26 protein-coding genes are annotated in these 23,795 nt (G+C 24.6%); 20 read left to right on the top strand and 6 right to left on the bottom strand.

What is annotated here, in order from left to right; genetic code table 11:
• Nucleotides 1-7: 7 nt before the first annotated feature.
• Nucleotides 8-526, top strand: a complete 519-nt coding sequence (locus B0175_RS01615; protein ID WP_108526983.1) for a GNAT family N-acetyltransferase — start codon at nt 8-10, stop codon at nt 524-526.
• Here the strand turns inward: B0175_RS01615 and B0175_RS01610 are convergent.
• A complete protein-coding gene (locus tag B0175_RS01610; RefSeq protein WP_108526982.1) occupies nt 523-1,464 on the bottom strand; it encodes an endonuclease/exonuclease/phosphatase family protein in 942 nt (313 codons plus the stop codon). The two genes, B0175_RS01615 and B0175_RS01610, sit on opposite strands and share 4 nt — an antisense overlap.
• A 103-nt stretch (nt 1,465-1,567) precedes the next feature.
• Between B0175_RS01610 and B0175_RS01605 the strand changes: the two genes are divergently transcribed.
• The 14 genes from B0175_RS01605 to B0175_RS01540 all read left to right on the top strand — a co-directional run bounded on the left by B0175_RS01605 (nt 1,568) and on the right by B0175_RS01540 (nt 15,916).
• On the top strand, nt 1,568-2,014 hold the full coding sequence (locus B0175_RS01605) for a Spy/CpxP family protein refolding chaperone (protein WP_108526981.1): 447 nt from the start codon (nt 1,568-1,570) through the stop codon (nt 2,012-2,014).
• 82 nt (nt 2,015-2,096) lie between these two features.
• Nucleotides 2,097-2,777, top strand: a complete 681-nt coding sequence (locus B0175_RS01600) for a response regulator transcription factor (RefSeq protein WP_108526980.1) — start codon at nt 2,097-2,099, stop codon at nt 2,775-2,777.
• Nucleotides 2,774-4,009 (top strand): ArsS family sensor histidine kinase, encoded by a 1,236-nt coding sequence (locus B0175_RS01595; RefSeq protein WP_108526979.1) that lies wholly within the window; start codon nt 2,774-2,776, stop codon nt 4,007-4,009. Before B0175_RS01600 ends, B0175_RS01595 begins: the two co-directional genes overlap by 4 nt.
• Nucleotides 4,010-4,027: 18 nt before the next feature.
• Nucleotides 4,028-5,161, top strand: coding sequence for a BaiN/RdsA family NAD(P)/FAD-dependent oxidoreductase (locus tag B0175_RS01590; RefSeq protein WP_322873859.1), 1,134 nt, complete (start codon nt 4,028-4,030; stop codon nt 5,159-5,161).
• A 51-nt stretch (nt 5,162-5,212) separates the two neighbouring features.
• Nucleotides 5,213-6,625, top strand: a complete 1,413-nt coding sequence (locus tag B0175_RS01585) for a methyl-accepting chemotaxis protein (protein WP_108526977.1) — start codon at nt 5,213-5,215, stop codon at nt 6,623-6,625.
• The gene (locus B0175_RS01580; RefSeq protein ID WP_108526976.1) at nt 6,618-6,995 is read left to right on the top strand and encodes a response regulator; all 378 of its coding nucleotides are present in this window, start codon (nt 6,618-6,620) and stop codon (nt 6,993-6,995) included. Before B0175_RS01585 ends, B0175_RS01580 begins: the two co-directional genes overlap by 8 nt.
• Entirely contained in the window at nt 6,996-9,035 is a 2,040-nt protein-coding gene (locus B0175_RS01575; protein ID WP_108526975.1) for a PAS domain-containing sensor histidine kinase, read from the top strand. It abuts the gene before it with no gap.
• Entirely contained in the window at nt 9,032-11,455 is a 2,424-nt protein-coding gene (locus B0175_RS01570; RefSeq protein ID WP_108526974.1) for a PAS domain-containing sensor histidine kinase, read from the top strand. The genes B0175_RS01575 and B0175_RS01570 overlap by 4 nt, the downstream gene beginning before the upstream one ends.
• Nucleotides 11,456-12,268: a TIGR00282 family metallophosphoesterase gene (locus B0175_RS01565; RefSeq protein WP_108526973.1), complete on the top strand. Its 813-nt coding sequence runs from the start codon at nt 11,456-11,458 to the stop codon at nt 12,266-12,268.
• Nucleotides 12,269-12,317: 49 nt separating this feature from the next.
• Nucleotides 12,318-13,109 carry a P-loop NTPase family protein gene (locus B0175_RS01560; protein WP_108526972.1) on the top strand — a complete coding sequence of 264 codons (792 nt, stop codon included), beginning with the start codon at nt 12,318-12,320 and terminating at the stop codon, nt 13,107-13,109.
• Nucleotides 13,106-13,354 carry a hypothetical protein gene (locus B0175_RS01555; protein WP_108526971.1) on the top strand — a complete coding sequence of 83 codons (249 nt, stop codon included), beginning with the start codon at nt 13,106-13,108 and terminating at the stop codon, nt 13,352-13,354. The genes B0175_RS01560 and B0175_RS01555 overlap by 4 nt, the downstream gene beginning before the upstream one ends.
• 85 nt (nt 13,355-13,439) lie before the next feature.
• A complete protein-coding gene (gene ubiE, locus B0175_RS01550; RefSeq protein ID WP_108526970.1) occupies nt 13,440-14,150 on the top strand; it encodes a bifunctional demethylmenaquinone methyltransferase/2-methoxy-6-polyprenyl-1,4-benzoquinol methylase UbiE in 711 nt (236 codons plus the stop codon).
• A gap of 25 nt (nt 14,151-14,175) precedes the next feature.
• Nucleotides 14,176-15,363 (top strand): exodeoxyribonuclease VII large subunit, encoded by a 1,188-nt coding sequence (gene xseA / locus B0175_RS01545; RefSeq protein WP_108526969.1) that lies wholly within the window; start codon nt 14,176-14,178, stop codon nt 15,361-15,363.
• 73 nt (nt 15,364-15,436) lie between these two features.
• Nucleotides 15,437-15,916 carry a chemotaxis protein CheW gene (locus B0175_RS01540; RefSeq protein ID WP_004510490.1) on the top strand — a complete coding sequence of 160 codons (480 nt, stop codon included), beginning with the start codon at nt 15,437-15,439 and terminating at the stop codon, nt 15,914-15,916.
• A gap of 27 nt (nt 15,917-15,943) precedes the next feature.
• Here the strand turns inward: B0175_RS01540 and B0175_RS01535 are convergent, their stop codons facing one another.
• The gene (locus tag B0175_RS01535) at nt 15,944-16,477 is read right to left on the bottom strand and encodes a peptidylprolyl isomerase (RefSeq protein ID WP_020847396.1); all 534 of its coding nucleotides are present in this window, start codon (nt 16,475-16,477) and stop codon (nt 15,944-15,946) included.
• Between the two features lie 153 nt (nt 16,478-16,630).
• Here B0175_RS01535 and panD point away from each other — a divergent pair, with 153 nt between their 5' ends.
• The 5 genes from panD (at nt 16,631) to groL (ending at nt 20,220) form a co-directional block, all read left to right on the top strand.
• The gene (gene panD, locus B0175_RS01530) at nt 16,631-17,014 is read left to right on the top strand and encodes an aspartate 1-decarboxylase (protein ID WP_108526968.1); all 384 of its coding nucleotides are present in this window, start codon (nt 16,631-16,633) and stop codon (nt 17,012-17,014) included.
• Nucleotides 17,007-17,327: a YbaB/EbfC family nucleoid-associated protein gene (locus tag B0175_RS01525; RefSeq protein WP_108526967.1), complete on the top strand. Its 321-nt coding sequence runs from the start codon at nt 17,007-17,009 to the stop codon at nt 17,325-17,327. Before panD ends, B0175_RS01525 begins: the two co-directional genes overlap by 8 nt.
• Nucleotides 17,328-17,331: 4 nt before the next feature.
• Complete coding sequence (locus B0175_RS01520; RefSeq protein ID WP_012012251.1) at nt 17,332-18,192, top strand: polyprenyl synthetase family protein; 861 nt, start codon at nt 17,332-17,334, stop codon at nt 18,190-18,192.
• A gap of 136 nt (nt 18,193-18,328) precedes the next feature.
• Nucleotides 18,329-18,586: a co-chaperone GroES gene (groES, locus tag B0175_RS01515; protein ID WP_108526966.1), complete on the top strand. Its 258-nt coding sequence runs from the start codon at nt 18,329-18,331 to the stop codon at nt 18,584-18,586.
• Nucleotides 18,586-20,220, top strand: coding sequence for a chaperonin GroEL (gene groL / locus B0175_RS01510; protein ID WP_108526965.1), 1,635 nt, complete (start codon nt 18,586-18,588; stop codon nt 20,218-20,220). Before groES ends, groL begins: the two co-directional genes overlap by 1 nt.
• Before the next feature lie 348 nt (nt 20,221-20,568).
• Here the strand turns inward: groL and B0175_RS01505 are convergent, their stop codons facing one another.
• From B0175_RS01505 to B0175_RS01490, 4 genes are read right to left on the bottom strand one after another with little or no spacing between them, the layout of a single operon-like run.
• On the bottom strand, nt 20,569-21,945 hold the full coding sequence (locus B0175_RS01505; RefSeq protein ID WP_108526964.1) for a sensor histidine kinase: 1,377 nt from the start codon (nt 21,943-21,945) through the stop codon (nt 20,569-20,571).
• Nucleotides 21,935-22,612, bottom strand: a complete 678-nt coding sequence (locus B0175_RS01500; RefSeq protein ID WP_108526963.1) for a response regulator — start codon at nt 22,610-22,612, stop codon at nt 21,935-21,937. The genes B0175_RS01505 and B0175_RS01500 overlap by 11 nt, the downstream gene beginning before the upstream one ends.
• A complete protein-coding gene (locus B0175_RS01495) occupies nt 22,609-23,340 on the bottom strand; it encodes a metallophosphoesterase (protein WP_108526962.1) in 732 nt (243 codons plus the stop codon). Before B0175_RS01495 ends, B0175_RS01500 begins: the two co-directional genes overlap by 4 nt.
• A complete protein-coding gene (locus B0175_RS01490) occupies nt 23,337-23,792 on the bottom strand; it encodes a hypothetical protein (RefSeq protein WP_108526961.1) in 456 nt (151 codons plus the stop codon). Before B0175_RS01490 ends, B0175_RS01495 begins: the two co-directional genes overlap by 4 nt.
• Between the last annotated feature and the right edge of the window lie 3 nt (nt 23,793-23,795).

The raw sequence follows: 23,795 nt of genomic DNA, 5'->3' as shown, positions 1-23,795 counted from the left end.
AGAAACGATGAACTTGCAATTTAAAGAATTACAAAAAGAAGATATAAAAGAAGTTATTCTTTTGATAAATGAAGCTTATCGAGGAGAAAAAAAAGATAAAGTTTGGACAACTGAATCTCATATATTAGATGGAATTAGAGTAAATGAAGATATGATGAAAAAGATTTTAGAAGAAAAAAATACTAAAACTTATATTGCAAAAGTTGATAATAAAATAGTTGGAACTATTCAATCCAAACTTGATGGTGAAAGTATTCATATTGGACTTTTTGCTGTTGATACAAAATCACAAGCAAGTGGAATAGGAAAAAAACTTTTAGAATTTGCAGAAAATAGTTCATCAAAACTTTGGCAGAAATCTACTTTTATAATGGAAGTAATTTCTTCTAGAACTGAACTTATCAACTATTACATAAGAAGAGGATACCAAAATACAAATAGTTTTATAGAGTTTCCAAAATCAGAATATTGGACACCAAATACAAATGAAGAACTTAAACTTTTAGTATTGAAAAAAACTATTTAAACTTCAATCTCACAAACAACTTGAGCATGATCACTTTGTTTTAAACTTCCATTGTGATTTTTTTGTAAATGTTTATCAAAAACTTCATAAGAACTGATTTTTTGAAGTTCTTTTGATACAAAAATATAATCCAAAATATTTCCTTTTCCAGCAAAATAGCTTGTAGGAGTTCTTTTTATTCCTTTAAATTCTGGATGAGGATTATAAATCTTTGGTTTATGTAAATAGTAAGCATCAAAGAGTAAATAGTCATCTTTTTTTAAATTTTTATTATAAAATCGTTTATTTGTAAGAGCATCAATTGTTATAGAAAACTCTTTGTCATTTAAGTCGCACATTAAAATCGTAGGAGTTTTATTTGATTTTATATCATAAAAAAGTATTTTAGCTTCATTAATTCTTTGTTTTAAAGATAAAGAATAGTTATCTTTTAAAGCAACTTCAACTTTTTTTAGTTTATCTTCTAAAGTATCATTTTTTGTAAAAATATATTCAAATTCATTTTCTCTGTTTGATTTTAGATGTGTTATATAAACTGTTATATTTTTTTCATTTGGTAGAGAAATTATGGCTTTTATTGGAATTCTTGCAAACTTAAAACTTTTTGTATCTATTTTTTCTATATTTACTATTGGAAATTTTGAAGCAATTGCAACTGTTGTAGTTATATAAATTTTTTCATTTTTTTTATCAACTTTTGCAAAATCCACAACTTCAAAGTACTTAAATCCAAGTTCTAAACATAAATTTTTTAGTTCATCATTAGAAAAAACTTCTTGAAATCCTACAATATCACAATTCATAAGATTTAGTTGATTTTTACACCAAGCTATCTTTTCATTCCATTCGTCAAGTGTGAATTTTTCTTTTTTTGTATAAAAAGAGAATGGTGGAGAGCAAAATTGAAAAAGGTTAAATGTTCCGACTCTTATTTTCATTCTGATATGTTAGCCAAAGATTGTTAAGTTTTGATTAATATAAAATTTAAAAATGATTAAAAGCACAATGTAATAATTTCATACTTTAAAAAAGGAGTAGAAAATGAAAAAAATAGTTTCAAGTTTAGTTATAACAGGTTTAGTTGCAGGAGCACTTTTTGCTGCAAATGGTGAAATGAAAAAAGATGATAAAAGATTTGATGGACCAAATTGTATGCATCAAAAAGGTGATTTTAAAGGTAAAGAAAATAGAGGTGGAAATGATATTTTTGGATTAATTCATGAATTAAATTTAACTACTAAACAAAAAGAAGATATCAAAAAAATTATGGATGAAAGTAGAAATACTGAAAAAAATCCACTAGATGCATTTACAAAAGATGGATTTGATAAAGCAAAATTTATTCAAATTGAGAATGAAAAAAGAGATTCTATGCTAAAATCAAGAGCTGAAGTTATCGAAAAAACTTATGCAGTTTTAGATAGTAAACAAAAAGAGCAACTAAAAGTACTAATTGATTTAAAAAAAGAAAAAATAAATAAAAAATAAGGCTTTTTTGAAGCCTTTTAGAATTTGTTTACTTTAGATATTTTTATAAACACCATTCAAAGTAAATTGAAAAGGATAAATTTTGATAAAAATTGCAATGATAGAAGATGATTTAGAGTTAGCAGAAGTTCTATGTCAATATTTAAAGCAATTTAACATTGAAGTTACAAATTACGAAGAGCCATATTTGGCTCTTTCTGCTTTAAAAGTAAACAAATATGATTTAATAATTTTAGATTTAACACTACCTGGAATGGATGGATTAGATGTTTGTAAAGAGATAGTTAAAAGTTTTAATATCCCTATTATTATTTCAAGTGCAAGAAGTGATATTGCAGATAAAGTAACAGCACTTAAACTTGGAGCTGATGATTATTTGCCAAAACCTTATGATCCAAGAGAACTTGAAGTGCGAATTAAAACAATTTTACGAAGATTTAATAACTCTCAAAGTAGTGAAGAAGATACAAAAGGTAAAATTTTTAGATTAAATGAAGAAAAAAAAGAGATAACAAAAGATGGTAAGTTTATAAAACTGACTGCTGCTGAATTTGAAGTTTTATCTTTATTGATAAAAAGAGAAGGTTTTGTAATAAGTAGAGAAGATATATTTGAAAATTCTGATCTTTTAAATCAAGATTATGAAAGTTCAGGTTCTTTAGCTGTTATTATAAATAGAATTAGACATAAAATAGAAGATAATTCAAAAGAATCAAAATATTTACATACAATTAGAGGAATGGGATATAAATTTATACAATGATAAATAGACAATCAATTTTTTTTACTATTCTAATAAGTTTTATTATTTCTATTTTATTGGTAATCATTAGTTTTATAATTATTTTAGCAAATAGTTATAAAGCACAAGAAGAACAAATCTATGATAGATATATACCTATTTCAAAAATGATAAATAGAATTGAGTTTGATTTTAATGAAGAGATTATAAAAAATTTTGAAGAGATGAATTATAAACTATATGTTGACGAAAAGCAAATAAATAAAATTATCAATGACAAAAAAATGGAAGTTTATTCAGAAAGAATTCACCCTAAACATGGAGATATTTTTAGAATTTTAAAAAACAATACTGACTACTATTTATATATGAAAGTTAAAGATAATGAAGTTTTAGTGAAAGATGAAAATGGATTTAATAGTAATAGACAAATATATATCATTTTAGTTTTTTCTATTTTACTTATTACAATTACAATTTTATATTTGATGTCTTTAAAAAAGTTGATACCTTTAAAAATTTTAAAAGATAAAGTGAAAAGTTTAGGTGATGAAAATTTTGATTTTGAATATAAAAATATTGAAGCAAAAGATGAAGTTTCTCAACTTGCTATGGAGTTTAAAAAAACGAGTTCAAAATTGAAAAATCTAAAAGAAGCTAGAAATGTTTTTATTAGAAATATTATGCATGAACTAAAAACTCCTATTACAAAAGGTAAATTCTTAACTCAATTAGAACAAAATGAAGAAAATAATGAAAAATTAAAATCAGTATTTGATAGATTAGAATCTCTCATAAATGAGTTTGCAACAATAGAAGAACTTATCTCTTCGACAAAAAATATAGAAAAAAAAGTTTATTTTTTAGATGATATTATAGATAATGCAAAAGATATTTTGATGATAGAAGATGAAAGAGTTATTCAAAATTATGAAAATAAAAAAATAGAAGTAAATTTTAAACTTTTTTCTATTGCAATGAAAAATTTAATAGACAATGCAGTTAAATACTCCCCAAATAGAGAAGTAGTAATTAAAGTAGAAAATGAGAATATAATTTTTGAGAATAGTGGAAAAAAATTAGAGGCTCCTTTTGAAAAATATTTTGAACCATTTTTTTCAAGTGAAGATAAATCAAAAAACTCTTTTGGTTTAGGTTTATATATTGTTTACAATATTTTTAAAGCAAACGGTTATATTTTGGATTATGAATATATTGATGGTTTGAATAGATTTATTTGTAAAAAAGGATAAAAGATTTACGATATAGCAATTATTGGAGCAGGAGCTAGTGGTTTAATGCTAGCTTCTAAATTAGATAAAAAAAAATATAAAAATATATGTTTGATTGAAAGTTCGAAAACTCTAGCACCAAAAGTCAAAGTTTCAGGTGGTGCAAAATGCAATATCACAAATGAATTTGTAACTTATAAAAATTATTTAGGTGATGAAAATTTTATAAAAGCTATTTTAGAAAGATTTTCAAAAGATGATTTATTGTCTTTTTTAAATAAAAATCAAGTTTTCCCAAAAGTTAATCCAAAAATTGTAAAAGGAACATATTTTTGTAACTCTAGCCAAGATGTTATTGATATGTTTTCAAAACTTACAACTCATGTAAAAAAGTATCTTGAAACAAGAGTTTTAGATGTAAGTTTTGATGAGTTTTATAAAATAAAAACTGATTCAAAAATTATTGAAGCAAAAAAACTTGTAGTTGCAAGTGGAGGACTGTCTTTTCCACTTTTAGGTGCAAGTTCAATTGCTTTTGATATTGCGCAAAAATTTGGACACACAATTAAAAAATTAGAACCTGCACTTGTAGGATTTACTGTACAAAAAGAACAATTTTGGTTTAAAAATTTATCAGGAGTTTCACTCCCTGCAAAAGCTTTTGTAGAAGATAAAACTTTTGAAGGTTCGCTTTTATTTGCACATAAAGGATGTTCTGGTCCACTTATTTTAACTACATCTTTGTATTGGAAAAAAGGAAAAATTGTACTTGATTTTTTACCAAATAAAAAAATTGAAAAGTTTTTAACTGGAAATAAAAATATCTCATCATCTTTTCCCTTAGCCAAAAGATTTATTCAAGAATTTTTAGTCTCACAGAACTTAGAAGATAAAGCAATTTCAAAATTAACACAAGATGAGATAGAAAAATTAAAATTATTAAAAAATTATGAATTCTCACCAGCAGGAAATTTTGGTTTTACAAAAGCAGAAGTTACAAAAGGTGGAATTAATACAGATGAGATAAATCATCTTTCTTTTGAGAGTTTAAAACAAAAAAATCTCTTTTTTATAGGAGAATGTTTAGATATAACAGGAGAACTCGGTGGCTTTAATTTTCAAATAGTATTTAGTCAAGCACATAGTTGTTCTTTGTACCTAAATAATATATAAGATTATCTTAGTTATCATATATTATTAAATGATATCAATAGAGGGTATTTTATGTTTTTTGGAAATAAAAATTTAGAAGAAAAAGTTGCTTATTTAGACAAAGAAATTGAAGATTTAAAAAATCAATTACTACAAAAAGATAAACAAATTGAAGAGATTGAAAAAAATTACTCTTTTAAACTTGAGAGTGCTTTAGAAAAAAATTCAAAAGATGTAGAATTATACAAACAAATAGCATCTTTTTCTCAAGAAGAAGGTTTAGTTGTTTTTGATGAAAAAAATGAATTATTTTTTGCAAATAATTTATCAAAATCAAATATAAAAGATTTTTCTATTGTGTTAGATGCTGTTTTAAATGAAAAACCTAGTTTAGTTTTAGAAGATTGTGAAGCACACATAGAAGTAAAAAGTTATGAAAATAAAAAAATAGTTTCACTTAAAAAAACTTCAATTCACGATAACAAAGACGGTGGTTTATTATCAAGACACAATATAAATATGACAAAATCTTTAAATGGTACACAACAAACATATTTAACTTTATTAGATGAATTACAAGATATGTCTAAAGAGTCTAAAGAAACAGCAAATGGCTCAACTCAAGGATTAAATTTAATTAATGAGATAGTTTATGATACAGACAATTTACACAAAGAAATAGAGCTTGAAAATGAAGTTGTAGTCTCTTTAGTTTCAAAAAGTAAAGATATTGCGCAAGTAATAAATATAATTCAAGAAATAGCATTCCAAACAAATATTTTATCTTTAAATGCAGCTGTTGAAGCTGCAACTGCTGGTGAAGCTGGAAAAGGATTCTCTGTTGTTGCTCAAGAGGTAAGAAACTTAGCAACAAGAAGTGCAGATGCTGCAAAACAGATAAAAGATGTTGTAAATCTGATTCAAAGTGAAACAGAAAAAATTAAACAAAGTTCAGAAACAGTATCAAGTGTAGTAAATGAAACTAAATCAAGAATTGGTGTTTTAAGTAAATTGATGAATACTTTCCAAAAAAATTCTAATAGAGGAGTTTATGAAGTTGAAAGTATTTCAAATAGAATTTTTATAAATCTTGCAAAACTTGACCATGTTATTTATAAAAATAATCTTTACCAATTGATTTTTGGAGGAGAACATAACTTTAAACCAGTAGATCATCATAATTGTAGATTAGGGAAATGGTATGATACAGGTTTAGGAAGAGAGCAATTTAGTGTTGTTCCATCTTATAAAGCTTTAGAAAAATATCACCATACTGTACATCATGAAGCAAACTTATTGGCAAATGAGTGTTCAGGAAATAAAGTTTCTTGTTCAAAACAATTAATAGAAGATAAAATTGAGTTAGTAGAAAAAGCAAGTGAACAAGTATTTATATACTTAGATAAGATTTTAGATGAAAAAAGTGATTTAATTATGAAAGAAGCAGCTAAAACATTATTCGAAGGAGAAAAAACAAATGGATAAAAAATATTCAATAGCTATCATCGATGATGAAGTAGAAATTTTAAATCTTCTAAGTAGATTTTTAAGTAGAAATCCAAAATTCTCAGTAGCAAGTTATGCAAATCCTCTTGCTGCATTGGAATCTTTGAATATCAATAATTATGATATTATCTTATTAGATATTATGATGCCACAAATGAACGGATTAGAAGTTCTTGAAAAAATAAAAGAAAAAAATGAAAATCAAAAAGTTATTATGATGACAGCATATTCAACTTTAGATAAGGTTCTAAAGTCTCATAAAGAGGGTGCTACGAATTATGTTATGAAACCTTTTGATTCTTTACAACATTTAGAAAAAAAGATAATAGATATTTTAGAGAAACACTAAATGAATGACAAAAACCTATTTTTTAGGTATTTTTTCTATTTTTTAATCTCTTTTTTTTTAATAATTCTATTTTTAGATTTTTTTAAAGAAAAAGAGTTTGAAACTTCTTTGAAAAATTATAAACAAAATACATATAAAGAGTATTTGAACTATTACAATACTTATATGAACAATTCTGAACTAATTTATTTTAATGAATTCATAAAAAACAAAAAAACTATAAAAATATTAAAAAGTAATTTAGATTTGGCTTCACTGAAAAAAGAGTTTTATGAAGAACTTGAACTCAGTTTATCTTTTTATTCAATTTTAGATTTAGATGAATTAAGTATTTATAATCCTAAAGAAGAGTTGATTTTTAGTTTAAAAGATAATTTAAAAGATAACTTTACATCAAAAGTTGTACAAAAAGTTGTTTTAAATAAAAAAGAAGAAGTTAGTTTTAAAATTCTTGAAAAAAATATTTATATTCTATTTTCAAAACCAATTTTTGATGAAAAACTAAATTTTTTAGGTGTAGTAAATATAGAATTTAAGTTAGAAACTTTAATAAAAAATATGAAAAAAGATAATCATATTGAATATAAAGAGATTATTTCAAATGACTTTAATTTTGAAAATATTATCAAAATATCTGAACAACAAAAAAAAGAGTTAATAAATAACTTTGGTAATAAAAAAGAAGTTAGTTTAATTATTGAAGATAGATATACAAATATTCCAGTAGTTTTTATACCAATTTTTTATTCTGATTTTTATAAAAATAGTATCTATTTAATGAGTTATGATTTAGATAAAAAAAATCAAATAGAGAAGATAAATAGTTTTTACAATAAATTATTGGTAATTCTAAATTTAATAGCATTTTTTATAATTTTTATTATTTATAAAATGGTAAATATTAAATCACAAAGAGATTTTATAAATAAAAAGTATGAAAATATTTTTGAACAAGTTGATAATTATATTATAAAAGTTGATTTGGATTTACAAGGAAATGTTGTTTTTGCAACTAAAAGTTTTTATAAAGTTTCTGGATATTCGCAAGAAGAGATTATAGGAAAAAATATAAATCTTTTAAGACATCCAGATATGTCGAATATGTTCTTTAAAAACCTTTGGGAAACTCTAAAAATTGAAGGATATTGGCAAGGTGAAATAAAAAATAGAGATAAATTTGGAAATACATATTGGATAAAATCTATTATTTTCCCAAGATATAATCTAAAAAATGAAATAGTAGGATATAGTTCAATAAGAACAGATATAACTGATACTAAGCAGTTTGAAAAAATAAATAAACTGTTAAAAGAAGATTTATCAAATAAATTAAATGACATAAAAGTGAGAGATAAAAATTTAGTAGAAAGTGCAAAAGTTGCTTTAATGTCAAAAATTTTAGACTCTTTAGGACACCAATGGAAAGTTCCAATTTCAAGAATATTTTTTGAAATACTAAGATTAAAAAATCTTAAAAAAGATGACATTTCAGAAAAGAATCTAAGAGATATTGAAAAAAATATAGAATCAGAACTAAAAAGTTTATCAGATATCTTAAATGAAATTAAATATATTTTTAATCCAAGAAAAAGTGAAAATTCAAATCTTTTAGCTGTTGCAAATGAGTCACTTAGCTACTTAAAAAATGAATTAGAAAAACATAATATAGAAGTGAAATTAGATATTGATAAAGAAATTCATATAAACATCTTATTTGCTGAGTTAAAAAATATAATAATAAATATATTAAAAAATTGTATTGAACAAGTAGATTTAAATAGAGTTGAAAATGTAAAAATATGCGTAAGTGCAATTTATGAGAATATGAATGATAATATTCTTATTAAAATAGAAGATAATATAAAAAGCAAAAATAAAAAAATTATACTTGATGAAATACTATCTTCAGAAGAAAAATATTTTGATACATCTATATACTTGGCTAAATTACTTATTGAAAAAAACAGTGGATTATTTTGGTGTAAAAATAGTGAAGATGAAACTAAATATTATATAAAACTAACAAAAGAGATTAAATGAGAGTTTCGTTTTATATAAAATTATTTTTAGCATTTATTTTATTTGCTACTCTTATATTAGGATTTATTAGTTATCTTTTTAATAATTTTTATACTATTTATGATAATAAACAAGATAGTCAAATTAGTCAAAATATTTTAAATCAGCAAGAAGATAAGTTTTTATCATATTTAAAAAAATATAATGAAAAATTGTTGCTTATTCAATCTATTATTCCAGAGTTTAAAAATCAAAATGAAATTAAAAATTTTATTGAAAATGTAGTTTTTGAAGATGAAAATATAATAGCTTTTAAAGTAGTAGCTTTAGACTCTAAAGAAATATTGAAATTATTTAATCAAAAAAATACAAAATCAGATAAAGATTATCGATTAAAGAATTTATTTTCTAAAAGTTATTTTAAAGAGATGCGAGTTTTAAAATACAAAGAAGTTTTATTTCACTGCGATGAAGATATCTCAAAAACTATCAACTTTATTATTAGAAATAAAGATGATTTTTATATTTTAAAAATTGACTTGGAAAATATTCTACAAAGTTTATCTAGTGATTTTTCTAAAAAAACTTTAATACTTGATCCTAAAGGGACATTTTTAAATGATTTCAAATCAAGTTCATTTAAAGAAGAAGATTATTTTTCAAAAAAAGTTTATATTGATAATAAAAAATATTTTACTTTTTTAATAAAGAAAAAAAGTGAATCAAAAAAAGATTTTATAGAACAATATCACAAATCTATTATAATTTCAGGATTTTTTATAGCTTTTTTTATAGCTTTGATTTTTTCAGTAATAATTTCTAAATTAAATAGGAATATTGAAGAAGACAATAAAAAATTAGATTTAAATATAAAAGAAAAATATTTAAAACTAAATGAAAATCAAGAAATTATGGATAATCATATTATGTTTATTCGTATAGATAAAAATGGATTTATAACAAAAGTAAGTAAAGCTTTTTGCTATTTTTTAGGTTTTTCTGAAGCTGAATTGATAGGACATGATTATAAAATATTAATTCATAAAGATATAAAAAAATTGGGACGAATGGTAAGAAAACGATTAAATGAAAAAATTTTTCATTTAAATGAAATAAAAGGTGCAAAAAAAGATGGTGAACTTTTTTGGGTTGATTTACTTATTGAAGTAATTTTTGAAAATGATCAAATTGATTCTTATAATATAATTTGTACAGATAGAACAAACAAGAAAAAAATAGAAAATTTATATAATAATTTAAATAATCAAATTGATGAATATGATGCTATTTTTGAAAATGTTCATAGTGGAATTGCTTTGATTGATTTAGATGGAAAATTTGTGAAACTAAATAGTAAAATGGGTGAACTTCTAGGTTATACAAGTTATGAATTGTTGACAATGACTTGTATAGATGTTGTAGAAGATGACTCAAAAACTATTTTAGACAAAATATTAAAAGAGATAGATGACATAGGAAATATCTCAAAATTGGAAAAAATATTTATTAAAAAAGATAAAACACCGATTCATTTAGAGCTTTCTTTAAGTCTTTTAAGTGATAAACAAAGAGTTGTTTTTGTGATAAATTCTTTGGAAGATAAAAGAAAATTACAAGAGTTAAATTTAGATTTGGCAGAAAAAATTAAACAAGAAGTTGAAAAAAATATTCAAAAAGATAAGTTCCATCAACAAGAACAACTAAAAAATGCAAAATTGACTTATATTGGATCATTAGCCGCTGGAATTACACATGAAATAAATACTCCACTTACTTATATAAAAGGTAACCTTGAAATGATGTCTTATGATATTTTGGATTTACCAGATGGAGATATAAAAGATAGAATGTTACTTGATAGTGAAAAAATGAAAGAGGGAATAAATAGAATTGCAAATATTGTTGAATCAATGAGAGAAATGGCTCAAAGTAGCAAAGAAGTAAAAGAAAAAACAAATATTTATAGCACTTTAATAACTTCTTTAACAATGGTACACAATCGCTCAAAACAAATAAGTAGAATTTACTTAAATAATGAGCAGTTTGATATAAATAATATAGATAAAAATCAGTTTTCATTTTTTAGTAAAGTGCAAAAACAAAGAATAGAACAAGTTTGGGTTATAGTTATAAATAATGCTCTTGATGAGTTAATAAAAATTGAAAATTATGAAAATAGAAATTTAAATATTTTCTTATATGAAGAAGAAAATGAAATAATTGTAAAATTTAAAGATAATGCAGGAGGAATAAAAGAAGATATAATAAATGATATCTTTGAACCATTTGTATCATCAAAAGATCACAGTGGAATGGGAATTGGTTTAAATATAGCTAAAAAAATTATAGAAGAACAAAATGGAACTATAACAGCATATAATGAAGATGAAGGTGCAGTTTTTGAAATAAAATTAAAAAAATATATAGATGAAAGTAGATAAATGAGAATAGGATTTATAGGCGATATTGTTGGACGACCTGGAAGAAAAATTATAAAAGAAAATTTGATAAAAATAAAAGCTGAGTTTAATATAGATTTTATAATAGCAAATGGAGAAAATGCAAGTCATGGTTTTGGATTAACTGTTGACAGTGCTAAAGAGCTTTTTAAAAGTGGAATAGATTTAATAACTGGTGGAAATCATAGTTTTGATAAGAAAAAAGATATGTTAGCTTTACTTGAAACTTCAAATGTTTTAAGACCAGATAATTATCCAGAAGGTTTAGTTGGAAGTGGAGTAAAAATTTGTGAAATAAAAGATGAAAAACTTGCAGTTATAAATTTAATGGGACAATATGGTATGCCAATTGTTGAAAATCCTTTTAATTGGGCAAAAAAATTAATTTCAAAACTTCAAGAAGAAAATATTAAAAATATTTTTATAGATTTTCATGCTGAAGCAACAAGTGAAAAAAGAATAATGTTAATGATGTTAAAAAATCAAGTAAGTGCTATTTGTGGAACTCATACTCATGTTGGAACAGATGATTTACAAATCTTTGAAAATACAGCATATTTAACAGATATTGGATTGACAGGTTGTTATGATAATGTTATTGGAATGGATGCAAAAATTCCTATACAAAAAGTAACGACAGGTATAAGTGGACATTTTGAAGTTCCAAACTCATGTAAATCGATTTTACAAATGATGGTTGTTGATATTGAAGATGGTATTGCAAAAAATAGTTTTAAGATAAAAAAATATTGTAATAGTTCAGATTTGATAATCACTCAAGCAATTATTATTTAATAATATTTACGATAAAATCAGTACATTATTGCTAAAAAAGGTTTAATTGATGATAATAATTCCTCAAACAAAAGGTGGCGTTGGAAAATCCACAGTTGCTATGCAAGTAATCGCACCTTATTTATATAAAAAGCATGGTAAAAAGATAACTTACATAGAAATTGATGATGAAAATAATGATTCAAGATCTTTTACAAGAACAGAAATTGTAGATAAAAGAATGCTTGGAACAAACAAAATAACAGATTTAGATGAACTAATCTTAATGGATGATAAACATGAAGTTATAGTTGATGTTGGTGGAAATAAAACATCTTCTTTAGTTCTTGATGAGATAAAAAAAGTTGGTTCATTTGGAAATGTAAAATGGATTATTCCTTTAGGTGATGGTGAGCTTGATGGAAAAAATGCAATTGCAACTATGAAAAAAATTAAAAAAATTGAAAAAAATCCAGAAGATAATCTAATCTTTGCATTAACAAGAGCTATTTCTATGGATGAAGATTATTATAATGAGCAATTTATTAATTTTTTCGGACATAAATATCTTGATTCAAATTCTGTAATTTGTGATTTTGTAAAAGATCCAAAATATTTTCCAGTTAAAAATGACAAGATTATAACAATGAGTAGATATTTAGGAAGTACTGTTTGGGAAATGGCTTATAATAATACTGATTTTGCAGCAAAAGCTATGAGTGCAAAAGAATTAGGAGATATTGAAGCAGCAAGAAAATATCTCTTTTTTAGAAGAATACAAACAGAAGCAAAAGATTATGTATTAAATACTTTAAATAGAATTTTTTGTGATTTAGATAAATGGATAGAAATTAAAAAATGAGTGATATGAGTTTCAAACAAGCCAAAGAGCTAGTTGAAAGAATGGAATTTTCTGAAATTGCTATAAATAAAGCAATGGAAAATTTAGAAAAATCATCACAAAACTTTGAAGAGACTTTAAAACACCAAGAAGATATTATAAATAGACTTCCTTATGCTGATAAAAAGTTATCAATTATGGCAATTTTAGTTGCTGGAAATATTGGTTTGATTATTGGTTTATTAATTGGAAAATATCTTTTATAAAAAAATTAAAATTTAGACTTTGTTCTAAAAGTTGTTATTAAATAAAACGGTTCCTTTTTAATGGGAATCATTTAAAAGGAAAATTATGGAAAAACAAGAAAAAATTGTATCGATGTTTAATAATATAGCAGGAACTTATGATATAGCAAATAGAGTTTTATCAATGGGAATTGATAAATCTTGGAGAAATAAAGCTTGTAATAAAACTTTTGAATTGTATGCAAAAAAAGATATAGAAAAGATAGTTGATGTTGCTTGTGGAACAGGTGATATGATACTTTTTTGGCAACAAGTCGCAAAAGAAAATGGTATAAATTTAAAAAATATTATTGGTGTTGATCCAAGCGTTGGTATGATGGAAGTTGGTAAGAAAAAACTTCCTGATGTTGAATTTATAGAAGCTTATGCTACACAAATGCCTTTGATTGATAAAAGTGCAGATATTATCTCTATTTCTTATGGTATTAGAAATGTAGTTCAAAGACAAGAAGCTTTTGATGAGTTTGCAAGAGTTTTGAAAAAAGATGGTTTAGTTGTAATAAATGAATTTACTAAAAATAAAAAAGAGAATTTACTTGATCATTTAACTGATTTTTATTTAAACAAAGTTCTTCCAGTTTTAGGTGGATTAATCTCTAAAAATAAAGAAGCTTACAGATATTTACCTGATTCAATTGATGAGTTTTTAACAACTGAGAATTTATGTAAAGAGTTAAAACAATCAGGTTTAGAGCCAGTTTATGTGAAAGCTTTTTCTATGAATATTTCAACTTTAATTATTGCAAAAAAAATATAGTTTTTTGCAATAATAAAGGTAAATTTTGAACTCACCAATTTCTGTATCAACTTTAAATCTTCAAATTAAATCTTTACTTGAAACTACATTTATTCAAGTTTATGTAGAAGGTGAGATTTCAAATCTTACTTATCATAACTCAGGACATATATATTTTTCAATAAAAGATGAAAATTCTACACTTTCTTGTGTAATGTTTAAAGGGAATACAAAATATCTAAAATTTCAACTTGAAAATGGTTTAAAAATAGTAATTACAGGAAGTTTAACAGTTTATGCTCCAAGAGGAAATTATCAACTTTTATGTAATAAAATAGAACCTTCTGGAATAGGAAGTTTATCTTTAGCTTTTGAACAATTAAAAATTAAACTTGAAGCAAAAGGTTACTTTGAAAGAAGCAGAAAAAAAACTTTACCAAGATATCCTAAAAAAATAGCAATAGTAACTTCTCCAACTGGTGCTGCAATAGAAGATATGAAAAAAGTAGCAACTCATCGTTGGTCTTTAGTAGAGTTTATATTAATCCCAACTTTAGTTCAAGGTGAGGGGGCAAGTTTAGACATAGCAAATTCTATAAAATATGCTGATAAATTAAACTGTGATATTATGATTGTTGGACGAGGTGGAGGAAGTATAGAAGACTTGTGGGCTTTTAATGAAGAGATTGTTGCAAATGCAATTTATGAAGCAAAAACTCCAATTATTTCAGCAGTTGGACATGAAGTTGATTATTTAATTTCAGATTTTGTTGCTGATATTCGAGCTGCAACTCCATCAAATGCAATTGAAATAGCACTTCCAGATATAAATGAACATAGAATTTACCTTGATTCTTTAGAAAATGAAATTACAAATAGATTTAAAAATATTTTATTCAATAAAGAACAAGAGTTAAAAAATATGAAAAAATTATTTGAACAAAACTCTATTGAAACAAAATTCAATTTCATACAAACTCAAATTAATTTTATAAAGTCATCATTGAAAATAAATTTGAATCAAAAATTTTTAAGTTATCAAAATCAAATAGATTTACTAAAATCAAATTATTTATCAAATCATCCAGATAAAAAAGAGAAAAATGGTTTTGTACAAATTAGCAAAAGCAATAAAGTTATAAATTTAGCAGATTTAAAAATTGGAGATGAAATAGAGTTACAAACTCCAAAGTATATTGCAAGTTGTACTTTAAATAAATTACTAAAACAATAGAATTTAAGTTTAGTATAGATAAAATAATGAAAATTCGTTTAATTTATACATATCTAATAGAGAGGGAATATTAATGGAAAATAATCGTGATAAAGCTGTAAGTTCTTCAAAGATTACTGAGTTTATGACATTTGAGTTAGGGGCAATGAAGTACGCAATTGAGTTGCCAAAGATTAAAGAAATTTTAACTTATCCAGATAATATTACAACTTTACCAAATACTTCAAAATGGGTAAAAGGTTTGATTAATTCAAGAGGAGAAGTTGTTCCTATTTTAGATATTAGAATAAAGTTCAACACAGGACCTGCTGTTTATGATGAAAATACTTCTATTATTACAGTTATTACTGAAGATAAAAGAATGATAGGAATAGTTGTAGATTTAGTTGATGATGTTCAAAAACTTGATACTAGTATGTTAGCACAAGTTGCAGAGATGGGTTCAGCGATTCCTCCTAAATATTTAAAAGGTTATGTTAGACTTGATAATAACCAAATGCTTGTAATCATGGATATCGAAAGAGTTGTTGATAAAGAAGAGTTACAAGACTGATTTTAAGTAAATCAAGAATCTCTTGATTTACTCTTTTATAGATATAGAGATAATTTTTACATCTTCTAAAGGTTTATCTCCATTATATTTTCCATTTGTTCTTACGTTTTCTATTGCTTTTACTACATCAAATCCATTTATAACATATCCAAAAATAGTGTGATAACCATTTAACCAATAAGTTGGAACAGTTGTTATGAAAAATTGACTATTGTTTGTATTTGGACCTTTATTTGCCATAGCTAAAATTCCAGGTTTATCAAAAACAGCATTTTTTGCAAACTCATCTGCAAAATCTTCTTTCCAAATAGATTCTCCACCAGCTCCAGTTCCTGTTGGATCACCACCTTGAATCATAAAGTTTTTAATAACTCTATGAAAAATTTGACCATTGTAATATCCATTTTTTGCATGAGTTACAAAATTTTCAACAGCCTTTGGAGCTAAGTCTGGTCTTAATTCAACTTCAATATCACCTTTTGAAGTTTTAAATGTAGCTATTGGATTAGCAGCATTTAAAAATAGTGTAAAACAACAAAGAATAAATAGAATTCTTTTCATAAAATTGCCTTTTTTGTAGATTTTTTAGTAAATTAGTATAGTGTATTAGATTTAAAAAAAGATAAAAAAGATATTTTATAATACTTTAAAAAAAAAGTGTTAAAATGCACAAAATTATTAACTATTAAATATAAAAAAATAAAAGGCTTATAAATGACATTTGAAATGTTATACAGCAAAATTCATAGAGCAACTGTAAGTGACGCAAATCTGAATTATGTTGGTTCGATTACAATAGATGAAGATTTGATGAAAGCAGCTAATTTAAGAGTTGGTCAAAAAGTTGATATTGTAAATATTAATAATGGTGAAAGATTTCAAACTTATATTATAAAAGGGCAAGCAGGCTCTAAAGATATGTGCTTAAATGGAGCAGCAGCTAGAAAAGTAGAAATTGGCGATAAAATTATCGTTATTGCTTATGCAACTTTTAGTGAAACAGAACTTGAAAACTATAAACCAACAGTTGTTTTAGTTGATGATAAAAATAATATTGAATTAATAACTCATGAATTAGAAGGAGGTAAATATGTTTGATGGACTTGATTTAAAAAATTTGAATTTGGGTGATATGTTAAACCAATTTCAAGATATGGCAAAAAGTGCACAAAATGAAAATGCTTCAAGAATTTTTACTTCAAAAGCTGGTGGAGGAATGATAGAAATATCAATCAATGGAAATTCAGAAGTTGTTGATTTAAAAATTGATGATTCTCTTTTAGAAGATAAAGACTCTTTACAAATTTTACTTATCTCTTGTATGAATGATGTAATTAAACAAAGCGATGAAAATAAAAAAATGATGGCTATGAACTTAATGGGTGGTTTAGGCTCATTTGGACAAAAGTGATTTGATGAAAGATTTATTAAATTCTTTTGAAGATTATTTACTAAAAAATCTTCCTATCTCAAAAACATTTCATCCTCACTTTGAAGATGCTTTAGCAGATATGTTAAAAGCAGGTGGAAAAAGATTTCGTCCGATGCTTTTATTATCTGTTGTAAAATCAAATAAATCTTTATTAGTTCCAAATGCAATGAGTGTAGCATTAGGAGTTGAATTTTTACATACATATTCTTTAATTCATGATGATTTGCCAGCTATGGATAACTCTGATTTAAGAAGAGGATTTCAAACTTTACATAAAAAATATGATGAAGTAACAGCTATTTTAGTTGGAGATGCTTTAAACACTGAAGCATTCAACCTAATAGCAAATGCTTCTTTACATAATGATATAAAAGTTGAACTTATCAAATGTTTGGCACATAATGGTGGAATAAATGGTATGATTATAGGTCAAGCAATAGATTGTCATTTTGAAAAACAAAAAATACAGTTAAATCAATTAGAGTTTTTACATATTCATAAAACGGCAAGACTAATCGCAGCTAGCCTTAAAATGGGTGCAATTATAAGTGAATATGATTTGCAAACACAAGAAAAACTTTATAATTTTGGTATAGATTTAGGACTGTTATTCCAAATTCAAGATGATATTATTGATGAAACTTGTACTGAAGAAGAAGCTGGTAAAACTACACAAAATGATGGATTTAAAAACTCTTTTGTAAATTTATTAGGACTTGATGGTGCAAAAAAAAGTGCTGATGATTTAGCTTTAAAATGTATAGATTCTCTTAATACTTTTGAAGAAAATTTAAAAAAATCTTTAGAAGAGTTACTTCTAAAATATATAAATAGACACAAATAATTTTAAACTCTTAGTTAATTTGACTCAAATATATTGACAAATAATTTAAAATTTATTAAAATTTAGCACTTATAAAATTAGAGTGCTAATTTATAAGTTCAAAAATATAAAATTAATTTAATAATAAGGAAATAGTATGAATTTTAAACCACTAGGTGAAAGAGTTCTTGTTAAAAGAACAGAAGTTGAGAACAAAACAGCAAGTGGAATCTATATTCCAGATAATGCAAAAGAGAAACCACAAACTGCAAAAGTTGTTGCAGTTGGAAATAAAGTTGAAGATGTTAAAGTTGGTGATACAATTGTATTTGAACAATATAGAGGAACTGAATTCAAACTTGAGGGTGAAGAATATCTAATTTTAAATATTGAAAATGTTATAGGAGTTATGTAATGGCAAAAGAGATTTTATTTAGTGATAATGCAAGAAATAGATTATATTCAGGTGTTGAAAAATTAGCTGATGCAGTTAAAGTTACAATGGGACCAAGAGGAAGAAATGTTTTATTACAAAAATCTTTCGGTGCTCCTACAATTACAAAAGATGGTGTAAGTGTTGCTAGAGAAATTGAATTAAAAGATACTTTAGAAAATATGGGAGCACAACTTGTAAAAGAAGTAGCTTCAAAAACAAATGACGAAGCAGGTGATGGAACAACAACAGCAACTGTTTTAGCACATTCTATTTTCAAAGAAGGGCTTAGAAATGTAACAGCAGGTGCTAATCCTATTATTTTAAAAAGAGGAATGGATAAAGCTTGCGAAGCTATTTTAGCTGAACTTAAAAAATCTTCAAAAGTTGTAGCAAACAAAACAGAGATTGAACAAGTTGCTACAATCTCAGCAAATTCAGATAGTGCTATTGGAAAAATGATAGCTGAAGCTATGGATAAAGTTGGAAAAGATGGTGTTATCACTGTTGAAGAAGCAAAAGGTATTTCTGATGAGTTAGATGTTGTTGAAGGTATGCAATTTGATAGAGGATATTTATCTCCATATTTTGTAACAAATCCTGAAAAAATGATTGCAGAGTTTAATAATCCATTTATTTTATTATATGACAAAAAAATCTCTTCATTAAAAGAGATGTTACCAATTTTAGAATCAGTAAATCAATCAGGAAGACCTTTAGTAATTATTGCTGAAGATGTAGATGGTGAAGCATTAGCAACATTGGTAGTAAATAGATTAAGAGGTTCATTACATATTGCTGCTGTTAAAGCTCCTGGATTTGGAGATAGAAGAAAAGCTATGTTAGAAGATATTGCAGTTTTAACTGGTGGAACTGTAATTTCAGAAGAGATGGGAATGAAACTTGAAACAGCTGAATTTAGTTGTTTAGGAACTGCTTCAAAAATCGTAATTGACAAAGACAATACAACAATCGTTGATGGAAATGGTGATAATGAAAGAGTTGTTGCAAGAGTAAATCAAATCAAAGCAGAAATATCAAATACAACAAGTGATTATGATAGAGAAAAATTACAAGAAAGATTAGCAAAACTTTCTGGTGGAGTTGCAGTTATTAAAGTTGGAGCTGCAACAGAGACTGAAATGAAAGAGAAAAAAGACAGAGTTGATGATGCTTTAAGTGCTACAAGAGCTGCTGTTGAAGAAGGTATTGTAATTGGTGGTGGAGCTGCTTTAATTAAAGCTTCTAAAAAAGTAAACCTTGATTTAACTGGTGATGAAAGAATTGGAGCAGATATTGTTTTAAGAGCTATTTCTGCACCATTAAAACAAATTGCAATTAATGCTGGATTTGATGCTGGAGTTGTTGCAAATGAAGTTGAAAAATCATCAAATGAAAATTTAGGATTTAATGCAGCAACTGGTGAATATGTAGATATGTTTGAAGCTGGAATTGTAGATCCTGCAAAAGTTGAAAGAGTTGCTATGCAAAATGCTGTTTCAGTAGCTTCACTATTACTTACAACTGAAGCAACTGTAAGTGATATAAAAGAAGATAAACCAGCAATGCCTTCTATGCCAGATATGGGTGGAATGGGAATGCCAGGAATGATGTAACAATTATCTAAAATTGTTAGTTTTTCTTAACCGTACCTTTTTAAGGTGCGGTTTTTTAATTTATAATTAATAAAAATCTAAATGGTTATGAAATTAATAGGAAGATTATAAACGAAATAGATATTATTTTAAGTAAAAAAAGAGCTCCGCGAAAGAGCTCTTTTAAAAATTATTTTTCGATAAATAAGACCTTTATTTATCAAGCTTACTTTGAAATAAACTTATAGCTTAAATTAAAAGTTAACAGTTATAAAAGGTGAAGTTTTCGTCAATTGAACCTCCTATAATCTTAAAGATAATGTAATTATAACATCTTTTTAAATTAAAACAAACTGAAATTTTATAAAATTATTTAATAGAAAAAGAGAGAGTTATTTTTGTTCCTATATTCTCTTGGCTTATTAAAGAAATTTTTCCTTTGTGAATATCTACAATTTTTTTCATAATCGACATTCCAAGACCAGTTCCTCCACTATTTTTATTTCTACTTTTATCTGTCCTATAAAACTTTTCATAAATTTTTTCTTGTTCATTTGCAGGAATTCCAATCCCAAAATCTTCAATAGAGATATTTAAAAAATCATTTTCTTTAAATATTTTTACTATAACTTCTTTATTTTCATAACTAAATTGAATAGCATTTTTCAAAATATTTTTTATTGCAATTTTTAATAAACTTGCAAATCCTTTCATCTCTAAGCTATCTTCTACTATCAAAGATATTTTTATTTTATGAAGTTTTGCAAAATTTTTAAGTTCATTTATTGCTTCATCTGCAAGTTCATCTAAATAAAACTCTTCTTGTTTATCTACAATTAACTCTTGTTCATTTTTAGCTAAAAATAGTAAATCATTTATGGTTTGTTCAATTCCTGCTATCTCTTCTAAAGATGTTTTTAAAGCTTCTTTATATTCATTTATCGTTCTATCTTTTCTTAAAGTTACTTCGATTTCACCTTTTATAATTGTAAGAGGAGTTTTTAGTTCGTGAGAAGCATCTGAACTAAATTGGGACATTCTTTCAAAAGAGTTTTCAAGTCTTGATAATAAAGAATTAATTTCATTTATTAGTTGGTTTATTTCATCTTTTGATTTTGTTGTTTTTAATCTTGCTGATAAATCATTTGCATTTATCTGTTTTAGTTCAACTAAAATATTTTCAATTGGTAAAAATGATTTGTAGATTATAAAATTTCCTCCAATAACAGCAAAAATAAGAATAATTGGAAGAATAAATCCTAAAATATAAAGAAGATTTTCTAAAGTTGAAGTTAAAATATCTTTTGTTGTAACTGCTTCAATAATGATGCTTTGTTCCCCATGAAAATCTATTTTAATTCTGCTTACAAAGTAGTTGTTTTGTTCTTCAAAAGTTATAACATTTTCTTTTAAATTATTCAAATAATTGTCATTATCTTCAATATCGTCAGGAAAATTCTCTGTTTGAGTTATTTTTTCATGATTTTTGCTATTTAAAATTCTAATATAAAGAGGTTCAAATTTATATTCATTTTCTTCATCTAAAATATTATCTGTAATTTTATTTTTTTCAAGTACATCATCTGTTATATCAAGAACTATTACTTTCAAAGTTGCTTCAAGTTTATCAACAGTTGAAATTTCTAATGCTTTATATAAAGAAAAAGAAAAAATTACTAAGATAATAGTTTGAATAAAAAAACTATAAAATAAAAGTTTCTTTTTGATTGATAAATTAATCTTCACTGATTTTAAATCCTATTCCTCTTACTGTTTTTATTAGTTTATTTTCAAAATTTTTATCGATTTTGTTTCTTAATCTATAAATATAAACATTTACAATATTACTGATATTTGAATCTTCAAATGATGAAAGTGCTTCATTTATTGTTGTTTCACTTAAAACTCTATTTTTATTTTTTATTAGATACTCTAAAAGTGAAAACTCTTTGGCTGTTAAAACTATATTTTGATTTGCTCTTGAAGCTGTTTTATTTAGTAAATCAAGCTCTAAATCTGCAATAGATAGTTTTGTTTGAGTTGTTGCTGTTACTCTTAATTGGACTCTGATTCTTGCAAGTAATTCTGCAAAAGAGAATGGTTTTGCTAAATAATCATTTGCTCCAATATCTAAACCTTTGATTTTATCTTCAATAGAATCTTTTGCTGTTAACATAATAATAGGAGTTTGAATATTTGAGCTTCTTAAACTTTTACATACTTCTATTCCATCTTTTATTGGAAGCATAATATCAAGTAAAATCAAATCATAAGAGTTAACACTAGCTAGATATAATCCCTCATCACCATTTGTAGAAAAGTCCACAACATAACACTCTTCTTCTAAACCTTTTTTTAAAAAGTTTATGATTTTTAAATCATCTTCAATTATTAGTATCTTCATAAAAATCATTTTACACTTTTTGTTATTAATTTCAATATTGTAATTTCTGCATTTGCTTTATATCTAAAATCAACTCCCCAAGTGCCTATTCCTTTATTTACATAAATTGCTGTTTTATTTTTATAAAAAAGTCCAGCTAAAAAAGGTTGAACTAACTTTACTAAATAGTGAAAAGGATAGATTTGACCACCGTGTGTATGTCCACACAAAAATAGATTTGTATTTGAATTTAACGCAATTTTATAATCTTTTGGTTGGTGTGAGATAAAAATAGATGGAGAGTTTTTCAAAAAATCTTCTACTACTTTTTCTTCTCTTTTTATTTTAAAAAACTTTGAAAATCTATCTGGAAGTCCTGCTAGATGAATAATCTCATTTTTATAATTAATTTTAAAAGTTTTATTATCCATAAAAATAAAATTTGTTAACTCTTTTTTTAAATCTTCTAATCCATAAACTAAATCGTGATTTCCACTTATATAAAAAACCTCTTTTTTCAATGAGTTTAAAATTTCAAGTTGTTTTTTTATAAATTTTACTTTTGTATCGATTATATCTCCAGTGATAATACAAAAGTCAAATTCTAAACTATTACAAAAATTTACAAGTTCTAAAATTTTTTCTATTGAAGTTTTTTTATTTATGTGTAAATCACTTAAATGAAGAATCTTTAAATCATCTAATTTTTTATCTTCTACTTCTATATTAATGATTTGAAAATGTTTAGTTAAATTCATTTTAAAAATTCCTCAAGTTCATATGTAGAAGATAAAAATTTAATATCTTTTATTACACCATTTTCCAAAGAATAAGTAGTTATTTTTCCAGTTTGTTTTGTAAATTTTGTATTGTTTTCATCATAAATTAACAAAATACTATATTTATAATCCCTTAGTTTTGGCAAAGTAAACATCTTTGTAATTATATTTGGAGTTGAAGAAATATCATTTATAACTATTGCTTTATGATTTTCTAAAAAATCTGAACTTTTTGATGATAAAAAATTATTTACCATCAAAAGTGTATCTTTTTGAAAAGTTACAATTATAATTTTTATATCATTCGAAATTGTATGAATTTTATCAAATTGATCTGTTAAAGAAAAATTACTTATTTTATCTTCAATTTTGAGATTTACTGCAAATAAAGAATTTACAAAAATTATTGATAATATAAGTTGTTTTATCATTTT

This window comes from Arcobacter lacus (genome assembly GCF_003063295.1).
GTDB lineage: Bacteria > Campylobacterota > Campylobacteria > Campylobacterales > Arcobacteraceae > Aliarcobacter > Aliarcobacter lacus.
The sequence above is the reverse complement of the archived record's forward strand: the minus strand, read 5'-3'. Positions and strand labels throughout refer to the sequence as shown.